Below are 14,631 nucleotides of genomic sequence, written 5' to 3'. Positions count from 1 at the left end.
CTTCGTCTCCTGATGCAATGAATCTGGTGAGTTCAGACTACGCCTGCGATTGTTCGGTCGTCACCGAACAGTTCCGGGTGCATACTGGAGGCATGGTTGCGCGCGTGTTTCCTGAAGCGGTCCCGGATATCTCGACAGTCGCGTCGGCTCTGGCTGACTCGTCGCGGGCGGCCATGTGTGCTGCGCTCATGGACGGGCGGGCCTGGACGGTTGGTGAACTGGGCAGGTACGCGGGCCTGGCCCGGTCGACGGCGAGCGAGCATGTTGACGTGCTCGTCACCCACGGTCTCGTCCACGACATTCGGCAGGGCCGGCACCGCTACATTCGCCTGGCCGGGGAAGACATCGCACGAGTGGTCGAGAGCCTTGGCGTGGTCGCCCGCTCGCCCCTGCCCACTCCTCACAGCCTCAGCGCGTCACGGGCGAATGCGAACCTACGTGAAGGCCGCACCTGTTATCAGCACCTCGCCGGTAAGCTCGGGGTGCGCCTGGCTGAACAACTAGAAGAGCACGAGTTCATCGACTCGCACTGTCAGGTCACTAATCAAGGTCATCGCTTATTCATACAGTGGGGTGTGCCCCTGAAGATGCTCGACACGGGCAGGTCGTGCATGGACTCCACCGAACGCCGCTTCCACCTCGCCGGCCCTCTCGGCACGGGAATCTGCAAGACTCTGCTGGATAAGGAATGGCTTTCCCGCAGGGGTCGTACCCGGGCCGTGCGTCTCACTCCCGCCGGGCGGGCAGCGCTCAACGACGCGGGGATCTCCCTCAATTGCCCGACAGCCGTCCCTGAGGGCTTCAGTCGTTCTTCGGCACCGACGTGACCTTTCGGACGATCGAAAGCCGGTCGGAACAGGATGAGAGGTGCTGTTGCAAAGTTGGGGCAGTAAGAAGAGCGACGTGAAATAATCACAGCCATGAGTATCTTCTCCGGTCGTCATTTCCCCCGTGACATCATTCTGTGGGCAGTGCGGTGGTACTGCCGCTACGGGGTGAGCTACCGCGCTGTGGAGGAAATGATGACTTCAGCGGGGCGTGCCGGTCGATCACACCACGATCTACCGCTGGGTCCAGAAATACGCGCCTGAGCTGGACAAGCAAACACGGTGGTACCGGCAGGTACCTGACTGGCAGGCCAGTTCCTGGCGGGTGGATGAGACCTATATCCGCGTCGGCGGCAGATGATGCTACCTCTATCGGGCGATCACCGCCGGTGGCCAGACCCTGGAGTTTTACCTCTCTTCGAAGCAGAACGTGGCTGCAGCGAAGCGTTTCCTGGCCAAGGCCTTCAAATCCAATGCGTCAGCCGGGTACACCTTACTTGTATCACCTGCGGCTAGCCGTGAGCGTTTTTAGGAGTATTAATTTTTTGGCGCTTTAGAACGACGGTTATAGCCACTATCAAAAAAATAACTGCTGTAACACAGCGAGTAAAGGTACTTGGATGCCAAACTGCTGCGCCAAAGGAGAGGAGGCTAAGCAGAATCCCGTAGGCGTAGGAAGTTACGACCTCGTGTTTTACGGTGCAATATATCAGCCCTAATCCCCCAAGGACGGAAGGTGCCGCCCATATAACGAAGTTCTCTGGAGAAAGAGCCGAACTCTCTTCATGAAACTTCGACAACAGGACGGATCCGCTTAAGATTAGCGCAAGCGAAAGGATACTGGGCCAAGTAATGTTCTGTCTTGTCAAGATTCCCTCTTTTGTTAACAGTAGTCTGCGTATACTGGCGGATAATCCGCATGTACACCAATTTTCAAGCCTTGCCCTGATACTGCAGCCTTAGCTGCTCGTCCTCCTATCTCAATTAGAGAAACTGATAAGGCAATGCGCCGGCGCATTGCCTGACGCAAGCGACCTGCTATCTGGGCACCAGTGTTCACACCCTCTGACCATGACCTATAGTCGCTGGTGCACCTAGTTTCATGGAACAAAGAGCAGGTCGATGAGTAGATTGAAATATACTGGGACGACATAGCTGAGCTACGTAACGAATTTTCTGAACTAAAAGAGGAAAATAGTCTTCTAAAGAAAAAGGTAGATTAGTCGAGTTAGTATTAGCTTTGTTTGTGACTTCATTCGGGATGTGATATGTGTCTTCTATAGTGAATAGAAGGTTTCGTATATCTTTTGGTCCTTGGAAGGCGTGATGATATCTGCGCTGCGCCTGGGAGGTTGACTATGAATTATAACCTTGAAACCTTAATTGTTGCCATACCGATGATGATAGCAATGGTTGCAATGATAAATGATATGCGGATTGAGTTTGATAACAGTACTCCAATGGCCGCCGGGCCGACGACTTGTCCTAGGCTATACCAAGTCGTTAGACGTGCAGCTCCTCCGTTTATTCTATAAGCGACTCCCGTTGAAATAGTAAGCATCGTAATTCCCATGAAAGTAGCACCAAAAAGAATGGCAGCAACCATCAGTAAAACAGTCGAATTGCCAAAAGTGGCGGCAATTGCTCCAGCTACTTGGAGTGTATAGCAGCCAAGTAATGCACGACGTCGGCCAAAACGCTCTGCAAGTGCTGACCAGAAATAGGGAGAGGGGATTGCTGCGACGCCAGCTACGGCCCATGTGATGGCAGCTGCTGATGAGCCGAAAACAGGGTCGGCCAGCACAACGAGATATGTGCCAATAATAATGTATCCGAAACCTTGAAAAAAGTATCCCGCATTCAGTAATCGAAAAGCTTGATGAAGTTCTGGGGTGGATCGTTCCGTAGAACTGGCCAGTACCTTGCGATCCTTAGTCTTCTCTTCAGAGCCAATGGGCCAAGTCCAGGCGATGATGCTAAATAACGCACTGATTAGGGTAGCGATACCCCACAAGTGTGTCCATGCCAAGGTTTGACCTAGTGACCACACCGTTAGTCCAGAAACGGTAATGCCTAAGCCAACACCACCATAAACAAAGCCAACTAGAGAGGAGGACTGTACATTCTGGGTAACAAACTGGGTGATGCATACAAAAATGAATGCAGACGCTATGCCGGCTAAGAACCGTAGTAAAACATGCATTCCTGGACTATCTGTCAACGCCATTGCAGCAAGCAGTAGAGTTGAAAATATTAAGGAACTGCGATAAAGGGTTCTCGTTTTAGATAGCCAGTTTTTAGAAAGGGTCAAAGACCCGAGCAGATAGCCGAGATAATTTGATACTGCAATCCAGGACGAGATGGAACTTGACCAGTTTAAAGCTGCCATCATGAGGGGAAGCAGTGGCGTATAGAAGAACCTGCCGATCCCCATTGCCACTGCAAGTCCAAGTGTGCCTTGAATGCTTGAAGACGTTGCTCTCATCTATCTGAATCCGGTTACTTATGAAGTTACTTGTTGCTCTTCCGTAGCGATGCGTTGGGCAATTTTAGCTCCCTCCACTGCTGTAGGCATTCCTGAATAAACACCAGAATGAAGGATCGCTTCGATAATCTCTTCGAAGCTACACCCATTTCTTCTAGCTCCGCGAATATGCGTTTCTAGCTCTTGATGCCGGTCAAGGGCTGCCAGAATAGCTACTGTGATTAGACTGCGAGATTGCAAAGACAATTGTTCGCGCGGCCAAAGAAAACCCCAGGGAGTATTTTCCAAAAGTTCCAGAACGGGCCGTGCGGGTTCCCAACCGTTGAGCGTATTGTTGACGTAGTTGTCGCCTAGAACCTGTCGACGGATTTGATCGGCGTTATTGTTTCTTTCGCTCATGAAGGTCCTCCTGAATGCTTGAAGCGATTGCGTCTGCATCGTGAATAATTACAGAGTTTACAAACGGACGTATAGTGGCAGCGGTTCCCCACTGTAGGCCCTCGAGGGGAGTCCCGTATGCATAGAGAGAAACGCTTTGTTCGCTATCAGACTGCACCCTGAAACTGTGTGGATCCACATCAATTGCCCCGGATACACAGGGGGTATTTTTAAAATAGTGCGGCCTGATAAGGCCAAGTGATGCAGCTGAAACGATGAGCGGATCTGCTGTATTTTGAATAGATGATGTTGGTAATCTTGCTTCCACTAGAGCCGTTGCTTCTCCTTTCTCTTGCGGCATCGATGGATTGAAATAGTCAACTTTTCCGTTTGACTCATCTAGGGAGATGATTGGATCAGCAGGGAGCACAGTTAAGATACCCGCTTTGATTAGAGCTTGCATTTGTTCCAGTCTTTGGATCGGGGGGGCCGATAGAAAGGAAAGCGTTAGTAGGGCTATACCTAGCTAGGAGTTCTTCCTTGAAGGACTCTCCCGTTATACGCCCGTATTGAACGCATTCGCGAACCTCGTTTCTAATGTCTCTAAGTACGTCTAGTGCAGCTTTGAGTGGCCCGGATTTATTTCCCTTTTCTGCCTCGGCGATGTCATTTTCAATCTTCGAAGCGACCGTGTCCTGGTAGTCGCGGAGCTTCTCTCCAGGGGAGTTGGTCCATTTTGCCTGAAAAAGCTCACCCCAATCCAAGGTCTCTGTATATCCTTGGTTGTGTCGCCATTCAACTAGACTGTGGCCTCCTTGCTTTGCAAGGCTAACAAGAGATTCTTCATCGTAATCGGCGTTGTTTGCTTCGAGGAGCGAAATTGTGAAAGCTAGTTCAACTTCCTGAGCGATTCGGGGCCAGACGTCTACAGAGAATGTAGCGTTCGAAAGAGTAGCAGCGTAATCTTCGGTTAGGATTCGTGGAACCCATCGTTCGTCAGGACGTTTTTGGTTTTTTCCACGGGCATGGTGGGGTGCTCCCTTTCGAGAACATGCGATGATATGTGGTTCTTTCCCGGAAGGTATGTAGTGCTTTCCGTGTGCATTTTCTCTAAATTGCCCACCTCTTCCTTCCGTTAGGAGGATCATATAGTCGAAGAAGGTGAGGCCCATGCCTCGGAGGATGATTGATTCTCTTGTGGGGAGCTTTGCAGCTTTTTGGATAGATGCGTCCCCACTGGGAAGATAAGTTACTGTCGATTCCTTAGCTTTTTTAGAAAGGCTCTCTTCCTTTCCGGAGAGATTCTGCGAAGTGTGGCCTAGAGACAGCACTACAGATTTAGCTTCTACACACCCTCCGAGACTGTCGTGTATGAGAAGTGAATCCTCCCTCTTTTCAAAGGATACTGCTCGCCTAGCGACCAGTTCGATTGGGGAATATTCCCTTGAGTCCTTAAGTAGTTGATTCACTGACCATTGAAGATAAGCACCATAGAGAGCGCGAGAACTATAAGTATCCTCGGTGGCGGAGCTTGCTTCTGCTAGCAGTACGGGGTCGGAAGATAAGAATTCTCGAGCATCGTTTGATTTAAGCCAGTCATAAAATGTTGGTCCAGTGGCATGTTGGCCGGAAAGTCCCGCAGATTCGTCGGGAAAAGCTGACAATTGTGCTGCAACAGTATTCATGAGCAGCAATTGACACTGGTAGGGGCTCCAAACTTTACCCGATCCAAAGCCGTTATCGTCATACCAGACAATATGGATTGGCTTGTTTAAGTTTTTGTCCTTGATGCGTGAACTGAGTCTTTCAATGACGGCCATTCCTCGTGGTCCACCACCGATTACAGCTACGTCTGTATGTGAAAAACTTACTTTGGACGATTCTTGCGCTTGTGAGTATGGTAAGAGTTCGTCAATGATTTGTTTGGCGGTTGCTTCTCGGCAATTAGCGAATCCTTCGCCTGCCCAAAGGTTAAGATATTCGGGATCCTTTGCGTTATTGGCCTCAGCTCTCATTCCCGCAGTTAAGTAGTGGATTTCGGGGTAGATATAGGGCGCCTGTGGTGTGAATGTTTTGGTGAATGTATTGGAAATTGCTCGAGCCGGTTTCCCGGAGAAGGCATGGGTAATAACAGTGTTTCGGTTAGTTAGCTCCAGAAGTGCATGCCGGTGTGTGTCTTTTGTGCCTGCTTCCTGTGCAGTGAGAAAACGAGTCCCTACGATTACTGCGGTTGCGCCGGATCTGAGTAGGTCTAGTGTATCTTCTGCTGTACCTACGCCCCCGCCGGCAAATACAGGTTTTTCTGTCTTCGCTACTGCATGGTGCAGGAGAGTTTTTGCATCGTAGGAAGATCCCTCTATGTTATTGTCTAGGACTGTTGCCCGGTGACCGCCAGCAGCCTTTCCTTGAAGAGACAGAATATCGCAGTCGAGCTGGATGATGTGATCGATTTCTCGTGGAGTTGTGGCATTGAGAACTACTTTCTTGCCTGCTCGACGAATCGTTTTTAGCGTATTTGCGTCAGGGTATCCGAAAGTTAAGGAAATGAACTTAGCGTTGGACTTCAGCGCAATATCGAGCTTTCGATCGTAATGATCATCTGACCACTTAGGGCGTGAAGGAAAATCGGAGTAGCTTACGCACTTTTTAGTCAGTGCCTGATGATACTTAGAGTATTCGGCGTGCTGGTCAGAATTGGGATGGGAAGGGTAAAATAGATTGATCCCGAACGGCTGAGTGGTTAAAGACTCAACAGTGCTTACTTGTTCTTCAAGCTTTTCTGGAGTGAGGTAACCGCCGGCGAGAAAGCCTAACCCGCCCGCATTGGTTACTGCTGCGCATAGCTCAGGAGTTGACGGCCCTCCTGCCATAGGCGCAAGAACGATAGGTTTTTCGAACAGAGTCACTGGAGATCCTTTCCAAGTGAATGTGGTGTGATGTGCATGGGATAAAAGCGAGCAGTGGTGGTGCTTTGAGCGCTTCTAGCGGTTTGCTATCTTGCTTGGATAGGGGGTTGGCTTTTGGATGTAAAGTTTTCACGTTGGCCTGACGGCGGAATGGTGTTAGTTCCCTGTGAGAGGGTTTCGACATCCGCTGTAATCAAGGCGCTGTTACTATCTTTACCATAGATCCATGTTCTTAGCAGAGAGTGAGAGAAATGGGCTCTCTGCTGTGTCTCGTTTGGGCCTGGTGCACGTTTAGGCGGCAGATGCTTTAGGCAATGTATATTGCCTCATTGGCCCTCATGTACTGCTATGAGTTTTAAGTTAGCTATAGCTCGTCGGGTCGGTTATGTAGGTCTAAGTGGGCTTGAATTGCTTGTACTTGAATTTTGAGTTGCTTCCTTTGTTCGAGAGGATTATCAGCTAAAAGAAGTAGTTCTTCAGCGAATCCGCGTGCTTGGCTGGGGGGTAAGTACCGTTTCGACAGGGGTGCCTTCATCCGAAGTGAAATACATGTAGACAAGACGTGTTCCGTCGGGAAGCTCCCCAATTCCCGTGAGTACACCTTCTAAGTCTTCTAGGACATTTGTTACTTCAAATCCTGGGGGGTAAATGGTCGACGTTACCCAGGAGGGGAGTAACTAGGGAACGCAGAGTACCCGCGATTTCTGATATCTCTATCTTTTTGTTGGCTATCTTTAAAACGAGGCGTTCAGCGGCGTCTGCATCAACTTCTCCAAGCAAGGGGCCTACTGCCAAGTTCAGTCTGAGGAATAACCAGCAAGCAGCCCAGCCGGTCCGCTTATTGCCGTCAAGGAGACTTTGGGTAGTATAGAAGGAATGCAGTAATGCTGCGGCCTTATCCCAAGCGGTCGGGTGCGGCCTTATCCCAATAAGTGCATCGCTTCCGTTACTTTCAGTGTCCGATAGGCAAACGTCTTGCTGATGATGAACGAAGCTACCAATCTCAGTCAGGCTGGGAGGGGTGATTTCCAGCTTTCAAGCTGAGCGATGACGGTGGGAGCGTTGCGCACGAGAGTGGTTTTCCACGACAGGTTACCCTCTTTTTGAAGCCTTCCAATCAGGGTGATGGGATGAACCCCTAGGTGGTCGGCTTGTTCTTTAATCCAGGATGAGTGCACACGATCAGGAACCGCCGGTAAAGGGCTAGAGATCACGAGTTCGCTGGCCAGCTGGTCTGCCTGGGCTTCATTATTGGCACTGTCATCTGATAGGTCATCTAGGATGACCTCGCCATTGTCGACAAGGTGACCCAATAATATATGGGCTGTCTCATGCAGGATGGTAAATAGTATCTTATCGAGCCGTTTCCCTCGTCCCGATATGCCAATTACGGGGTGCCCGTCGACCATCATGGCGCAGCCGTCGAGTTTTCCTCCCGGAAAAGCCTCCACATAAACAAGTTTCACCCCTACCTCGGCGAACAGAGTCTGGAACTCAGCAAACGCCTGCGGGTCACATGCTCTACTCGACAGCGTCCGGGCGAGGTCTTCTAGTGCCTTCCGGGAGTAGGGGGCAGTCTCGAGAACTCTGGCAGTTGCTCTAACGCAAGCTGCCCACGCTTCCTGCAGGACGGTGACATTTTCCTCGCAGTTACTACGGCGGGCGGCGAAGCTTATTCCCAAGGGATCTTCAAAGGATTTCTTGCCAAATAAGTTCAGCACCTCGCATGCCTGACTTTGTACGTCGGTGGCGGTGATGTATCCCCGCTTGACGAGCAGAGGGACGGGGGCTAACTCTCGTAACTGTGCGCGGGTCTTCACGATGTTGAGGTTGTTCTGTGTCTGGTCGTCCTGGGACTGCTTCCATAGCAGGTAGGAGTCCTGGAGGTTAAGCCAGAATTCCGCGGAGGTGCCCAGGGCGGCACCGATCTGGGCTGCGGATTCGCGCGTGATCTCCTTTTTTCCGGAAATAATCTCCGAGACAAACTGTGCCGGACGTCCGAGCACCTCGGCAAAGTCGGCCTGGGTCCATCCGCGTGTGTCTAGCTCGTCAGCGAGGATCTCTCCGGCCGGGAATAGCTCCGCCGCAATTGGAGTATTCATGAGTTCACCTTCTCTCAGTGGTAATCCACCATTTCAATAACGATGACCACGCGGCCGTCGCTGTTGGTTGCGAATTTGAGGATGAGCCGAAACTGCTTGTTCAGGCGGATCGAAGAGGTCCCGGCTCGGTCACCTTTCAGTTGTTCCAGATGTAACGACCGCATGGCCCGCAGGTCGCGTTCATCCACGGCTCCCTTCAGGATCTGGATCTTCTTGCGATACGCCTTGATGATGTCCGAACCCCATCGTTTGGGGATGTAGGAGGCATCCTCGGCCACTCGTTGAAGTTCGTCGTCCTCGAAGAGGATGCGCACCAAGTCCACCTCGTCCAGTTCACTAGTGCCGCGCCCAAATGACGTGACCCTTTCTTCTCTACTTATCTAAGGCTCATCACCCTTCGCGTGAAGTACGCTATCTTAAATGTGCCGGTTCCGCAAGGTGGAACCAGGTATAAAGAGGGGCGCCTCGCTGCAACGAGGTACCCCACCGGCAAGTCCTGAGAGCTGTCAGAACCCATGCACCTTCTGGTAGTAGCGGAGTATTTCCCCCTCGGACTGATTGACTCGAGAGGAGAAAATGGCTCGTAACTCCAAGCAGACCAGCAGGTCTGCGGCGAAGGCAGCCAGTAAGGTACTGCGCAGCAAAAACTATAGTGCCGCTGCGAAGAAGGCCGCCGGCAGCACACTGTCTCAAGCGCCGAAGCGTCGCGAAAAGTAGCTGCACCAGTGTTGTGTCTCGAGAGAGATACTCCGAGGCGCAACACTCTGCCATTCACTAGAAGCGTGTCTATACTTGTGAATATAGGGTACGGGCAACCGAACCCGGACGCGGTGATCGTCAACCGGGTCTTCGAGACGGCCTAACAACGCCCACACGCAGCGGCCGTCAGGGAATGAGAAACTGAGTCTTCGCTGCTCTCCGCCCAACTTTGCAACAGTACCTATTAAGTTAACTTTACGGATTTTGAGGGTAAGGTTTTATGATCCAGTCCAATAAAGCAGGTGTAGGGGCGGTTATCGTAGCCCTAGCTGTCCTATGGCAAGGAATCGGCACTGCGATAGTCGGAGCCCAAGTAGACCCAGAGCTATCTACTTTTACTACGTTTTCAGCGTTTCTTATCGCGGCGATTATCTCCACAGTGGTCTATTTAGCGTTTTATCGTAGAAAATACCGAGCTACGGAAACACCGCATCCCCCCATGAAAATGACAACTGCAGCAAGCCTCAATCTGTTTACTGCGGGCGCTTTCTGCTTATTCTATGTGTCCACTACTTTGATGCAGCCCACTGCAGCAAGTGTCATCGAAACAGGAGTCGGCCCTTTTATTGTCGCAGTAATAATGACTTGGTCGGCCAGAAGGCTCAGCAGTTCATTGGTGTCAGCAACTGCAGTAGTGGTTCTGGCTCTATGTTTTTTCTTCCTAGGAACGGGAAGCAGTTCACCCCAGTCTTATCTGGGTTTCGCTCTAGCTGTAGGCGCAGGAATTTCTGCGGTAGGAGTGCTTTACTCCTCGCGCTGGGCCACTGAACAAGGGAACAGCGTTCTCACGATTGCAGCAGTGAGGTTTCACTTAGCTTGGATTATTAGCGGTCTCGTGGCTTTCTTTTCCGTGGAAGCGGAGATGCTTCGAGGCTCTACTCTGTCAATCGTCCTGCTATCGGTGATGTGCATTACTTTTCCTATCCTGCTCTTGCAGTGGGGAATTACCTTAGCGCCGCCTTTGATCTCGGCACTGATCATCGCGGCCCTTCCGGCCGTGGTGATGGCTACCGAGGTAGCATTGGGCTCTCAAGTTGAACCAATTCAGTTAACTTTGTTGATGCTCATTGTGGCAATAACCATAAGCCAAGCAATGTGGGGAACACGGAAAAATGAAAATATTAGTAGTTGATGATTCTTCAAGTGGCGCCGATCTGGTGGCAACCCTGCGCCAAAAAAGGGACGTAGAGGTTGCTACTGCTAACCCGCCGTATGCCATCTCAGCTAACGAAGACGGGAGCATTTCCGATCCATGGGCCCTGGCCCTACTCCGGGAATGTAGCCAAGAAAAATTTGACCTTGTTGTGCCGGGAAGCGAATCAGGAGTATCCATAGCTGAGTGGGTTTCAGCTGAGTTAGGACTACCGCATAACGGTAGAGAGAAGATCTGGCACCGTCGCCATAAGCAAGGAATGATTGAAGTTGCTCACCAATATGGACTGCGTGCCCCAAGGTCTGTTACCCTATCCCCCGCTTCTGCACAAGACAGCCTTTATCTAGACCCGTCCCTGGTCAAGGATTGTGTTGTCAAGCCTGTGGGAAGCGGGGGCAGTGACCATGTCTATTTCTGCAAAACAGAGCCCGAGACTCTTCAAGCGATTACTACCATTCAAAATTCTACGACTTTGCTAGGAGAAAAATCACCCTCCGTGGTTCTTCAGGAGTACGTAGACGGACCTCAATATTTTGTGAACACGGTGACAGCCGAAGGGCGTCATGTTGTGACCGAAGTTTTCCGATACGGACTTACGGAGGAATCTGGAGCTCCCCACATATATTCAGCTATCACAGTAGGACCGGAGGACAACCACTATTCCGGTGCCGTGGAATATGCCTTATCGCTCCTTGACGCTCTGGAAGTAAACTTCGGAGCCTCCCACGTGGAACTGAGGTGGTCTAAGGGGCAGTGGGTACTTATTGAATACAACGGTCGCTGTATGGGCCCCGAAGTACCCGACGAGGTCTATTTCCCGACTCGCGGTTTCAGCCAGATCAGCGTTCTCGCCACGATGCTAGTGGATGGTTTACAAGCTGCCGAACAGGAAGTACTCGCCGGAAATCTTGACGGGTGTGTCGCCTGGCTCATGCCTACCCCGCAGTCAAACGGTGTGCTTCAACAGTACCACTGGGATCTTGTCCAAACTCGCCCGACCGTTCAGAGAATCTCGCGGCGACCAAAGATCGGCACTTATATCGATAACTCGAATCGGGTAACAACTGGTGCGTTTGGCATGGTTTTCTTGGCTCTTCTGACCGTGCTGCTGTTGAGACCGATCTTCAATCTCTTGAGTCTTTCGACGCCCATGGTGATCTGTTTACTGTTGTCCCCGGAAAGGATGCGTGATGACGACCCGAATTGCTGTTATCGGCGCAGGGGTCGCTGCTGCAGCGGTCGCACGACGGGTATCTTCTACTTTCCCGCATATTGAACTCACTATTTTTGACGCGACACCTCCTCAGAAGCACCTTGCTTTTGGCCATGTTGATAAACGCTTGCTATGTAACACAAGTACTTCAGTAATGTCGCTGGATGTCGAGGAACCACATGATTTTGCGGAGTTCCTGGGATACAATAGGCGAGAGTCCAGTTCTGTATTCTATTCAAGAAAAAAGTACGGATCTTACCTGCAACAGGCTCTACCCTCTGAGAGCGGCAGCTGCGATGACCGTCTTCAGTACGTACTCGATTCGGTCATTTGTGTAGAAGATTCTGCACCCCCTGTCCTCATTCATACTGCGCGTCACGGGCTCTTTAAAGCCGATTTCGTCATCATCACAGGTGGCCGAAAAACAGCACGGGTCCCTTCATCTTGCCAGTCATACCGTGATACGGTCCCAGTTTTCCCCAGCCCCTATGACCCCAGTTTTTCACACTGGCTAGAAAACCATCCCACTTCCCGCATCGGTATTTTAGGGACTGGCCTCTCTGCCGTGGACGCTGCACGATTAGCGTTATTTGAGGGGGTGGAGGCAGTTATGCTTAGCCCCAGCGGCCAGCTTCCCGGGGTACGTACTTCGCTTCAGTTAAGCGCCCCAAAGGAAATACCAGCAGAGGAGTTCCGTGCACACTCCCGCAGCGTAGAGGATTTTAGACAATACGCCATTCAGCACGCCACCTCCCTCGGCTGGTATCCGGGACGTCTTAGGGAGCCCCTCCCCAGGAATGGCACTGATCGTTTTCTGCTGGACTATGAATTAGCTGAAAATGGTTATTCTGTATGGGAAAAAATGATCGGTCGCATGGTGGACCTAGCCAATCAGACCTGGTCACCTCTAAAAGTCTCCCTAAGGCAGACTCTCCTCAATGGGATATCAGATTGGATACATCGTTACGTGACCGCCATGCCTGTGCAAGGCGCGAAAAACCTACGAGAAGGTTTTCAAGCAGGGAGCCTTGTCCTAGCTCGCGGCCAGGGATCAGGGGAACAAGCTCGAAACGCTGTGGACCTAAAAGATGCTTCGGGTAATTCTCACCGAGTCGAAGCGGTAGTTTGCGCCTGTGGCTATGAGGACCCCGGATGGATCAAACACAACAAAGGAATTTTCCCTGGTCAAATAAAGCCAAACGCTTCTCGCTGGGTCGGTGCCCCTTTAAATAATGGTTGGGGCACTGCGCAGGCCGGTAACAGAGTTCTATTTGCGGGGGAAGCAGCAGCACCGACCACCGCCATTCCAAGCTACGCCCGCACTTCAATCATGCAAGCCAATTTTGCCCTTGATTGGATTAACTCCCACGCATAGGTTGATGCCCCGGGGAGATCGGTCACATCCTCGGGGTGAAAACTGCCTATTAGCAGGCTCCGTGCCTTTCCCCGAAAGACAAAGGTGCTGTTGCAAAGTTGGGGCAGTAGGAAGGGCGACGTGAAATAGTCACAGCCATGGGTATCTTCTCCGGTTGTCATTTTTCCCGTGGCATCATTCTGTGGGCAGTGGGTGGTACTGCCGCTACGGGGTGAGCTACCGCGATCTGGAGGAAATGAGGACCGAGCGGGGCGTGCCGGTCGATCACACCAGGATCTACCGCTGGGTCCAGAAATGCGCGCCTGAGCTGGACCAGCAAACACGGTGGTACCGGCAGGTACCTGACTGGCAGGCCAGTTCCTGGCGGGCGGATGGGACCTATATCCGGATCGGCGGCAGGTGGTGCTGCCTCTATCGGGCGATCACCGCCGGTGGCCAGACCTTGGAGTTTTACCTCTCTTCGAAGCAGAACGTGGCTGCAGCGAAGTGTTTCCTGGCCAAGGCCGTCAGATCCAATGCATCAGCCGGGTATCTCAGAGTGATCAACGCCGATAAAGCACCCTCCCTTGCCAGGGCAATCGCCGAGTTGAAGTCAGAGGGAATCTGCCCGCCAACAGTGGAACACCGGTAGGTGAAATACCTCAACAACATCCTGGAAGGCGACCATGGTCGGCTGAAGCGGATCCTCGGGCCGAAAGGCGCGTTTAAGAACCGGACATCTGCATATCGGACGTTGAAAGGGATGGAGGCGATGCACTCATTGCGGAAAGGGCAAGGCGCGATGTTTGCCAACAGGCAACCGAACCCGGACGCGGTGATCGTCAACCAGGTCTTCGAGACGGCCTAACAACGCCCACACGCAGCGGCCATCAGGGAATGAGAAACTGAGTCTTCACTGCTCTCCACCCAACTTTACACCAGTACGACGATTTGTATACCTATAGCACCTTCAATGCCCGATACACGGTAGGTTTGGGACGGAATCTATGTGGGCACAATCAGGAACTATAAAAGATCATATTACTTGCATCCAAGCCTATACTTTCAGAGAATCTCCTTGGCTTGGCGGCAACAGGTGCTAGGTGTGTGTTAGTAAAATTGGCGCGGGTTAATGTCGCGATCGGGGGACATCGATTTATACATCCTTAATGCGGGTCGATTTACTTCGATTGCGGGACTGGCCTATGGCCAACAATATAAACGTGTTTAAAAATACGTTTACTAGAGACAACAAATCGATGGAATCATGTCCTAGACCTAAAAATCCTGATAGGCCTAGGACAAACGCTAGACAGGTATTTAAAGAGGCTGCAATAAAACCCATTTAGCGGTAGTTTTTCTGTACCTGTATAGCGCGCACCAAATAATTAGGGTGATTCCAATTAAAACTAGAACTCGGCTATTTTCCATGTCTACTTACGGTGAAATGCGCA

General features: G+C 51.4%; 12 protein-coding genes and 2 pseudogenes. 7 read left to right on the top strand and 7 right to left on the bottom strand.

Going from position 1 to position 14,631, the window contains the following annotated elements; genetic code table 11:
- Window positions 1–17: 17 nt before the first annotated feature.
- Entirely contained in the window at window positions 18–827 is an 810-nt protein-coding gene (locus tag ACLI1T_RS03235) for an ArsR/SmtB family transcription factor (RefSeq protein ID WP_023025734.1), read from the top strand.
- Window positions 828–920: 93 nt separating this feature from the next.
- Window positions 921–1,314: pseudogene (locus tag ACLI1T_RS03230) on the top strand (IS6 family transposase); the annotation flags it as partial.
- 876 nt (window positions 1,315–2,190) lie between these two features.
- Here ACLI1T_RS03230 and ACLI1T_RS03225 read toward each other — a convergent pair.
- The 7 genes from ACLI1T_RS03225 to ACLI1T_RS03195 form a co-directional block, all read right to left on the bottom strand.
- On the bottom strand, window positions 2,191–3,261 hold the full coding sequence (locus ACLI1T_RS03225; protein ID WP_411703280.1) for a YbfB/YjiJ family MFS transporter: 1,071 nt from the start codon (window positions 3,259–3,261) through the stop codon (window positions 2,191–2,193).
- Between the two features lie 69 nt (window positions 3,262–3,330).
- Window positions 3,331–3,711: a carboxymuconolactone decarboxylase family protein gene (locus ACLI1T_RS03220; RefSeq protein ID WP_023025722.1), complete on the bottom strand. Its 381-nt coding sequence runs from the start codon at window positions 3,709–3,711 to the stop codon at window positions 3,331–3,333.
- Entirely contained in the window at window positions 3,692–4,153 is a 462-nt protein-coding gene (locus ACLI1T_RS03215; protein WP_411703006.1) for a hypothetical protein, read from the bottom strand. Before ACLI1T_RS03215 ends, ACLI1T_RS03220 begins: the two co-directional genes overlap by 20 nt.
- Window positions 4,107–6,596, bottom strand: a complete 2,490-nt coding sequence (locus ACLI1T_RS03210; RefSeq protein ID WP_411703005.1) for a nitronate monooxygenase — start codon at window positions 6,594–6,596, stop codon at window positions 4,107–4,109. Before ACLI1T_RS03210 ends, ACLI1T_RS03215 begins: the two co-directional genes overlap by 47 nt.
- Window positions 6,597–7,226: 630 nt before the next feature.
- Window positions 7,227–7,520: a type II toxin-antitoxin system death-on-curing family toxin gene (locus ACLI1T_RS03205; protein WP_255342562.1), complete on the bottom strand. Its 294-nt coding sequence runs from the start codon at window positions 7,518–7,520 to the stop codon at window positions 7,227–7,229.
- Between the two features lie 83 nt (window positions 7,521–7,603).
- Window positions 7,604–8,698: a HigA family addiction module antitoxin gene (locus ACLI1T_RS03200; protein ID WP_023025715.1), complete on the bottom strand. Its 1,095-nt coding sequence runs from the start codon at window positions 8,696–8,698 to the stop codon at window positions 7,604–7,606.
- Window positions 8,699–8,712: 14 nt separating this feature from the next.
- A complete protein-coding gene (locus ACLI1T_RS03195) occupies window positions 8,713–9,012 on the bottom strand; it encodes a type II toxin-antitoxin system RelE/ParE family toxin (protein WP_023025236.1) in 300 nt (99 codons plus the stop codon).
- Between the two features lie 262 nt (window positions 9,013–9,274).
- Between ACLI1T_RS03195 and ACLI1T_RS03190 the strand changes: the two genes are divergently transcribed.
- From ACLI1T_RS03190 to ACLI1T_RS03170, 5 genes and pseudogenes are all read left to right on the top strand, one after another.
- Window positions 9,275–9,415, top strand: coding sequence for a hypothetical protein (locus ACLI1T_RS03190; protein ID WP_023025712.1), 141 nt, complete (start codon window positions 9,275–9,277; stop codon window positions 9,413–9,415).
- 262 nt (window positions 9,416–9,677) lie between these two features.
- Window positions 9,678–10,589, top strand: a complete 912-nt coding sequence (locus ACLI1T_RS03185; RefSeq protein ID WP_297455193.1) for a hypothetical protein — start codon at window positions 9,678–9,680, stop codon at window positions 10,587–10,589.
- Window positions 10,570–11,886: an ATP-grasp domain-containing protein gene (locus ACLI1T_RS03180; protein WP_411703004.1), complete on the top strand. Its 1,317-nt coding sequence runs from the start codon at window positions 10,570–10,572 to the stop codon at window positions 11,884–11,886. Before ACLI1T_RS03185 ends, ACLI1T_RS03180 begins: the two co-directional genes overlap by 20 nt.
- Window positions 11,801–13,198 (top strand): FAD/NAD(P)-binding protein, encoded by a 1,398-nt coding sequence (locus tag ACLI1T_RS03175; RefSeq protein ID WP_411703003.1) that lies wholly within the window; start codon window positions 11,801–11,803, stop codon window positions 13,196–13,198. Before ACLI1T_RS03180 ends, ACLI1T_RS03175 begins: the two co-directional genes overlap by 86 nt.
- A gap of 137 nt (window positions 13,199–13,335) precedes the next feature.
- A pseudogene (locus ACLI1T_RS03170) lies at window positions 13,336–14,045 on the top strand (IS6 family transposase).
- The last annotated feature ends 586 nt before the right edge of the window (window positions 14,046–14,631 follow it).

This window comes from Corynebacterium tuingiense (assembly GCF_046718165.1).
Classification (GTDB): domain Bacteria; phylum Actinomycetota; class Actinomycetes; order Mycobacteriales; family Mycobacteriaceae; genus Corynebacterium.
The sequence above is the reverse complement of the archived record's forward strand: the minus strand, read 5'-3'. Positions and strand labels throughout refer to the sequence as shown.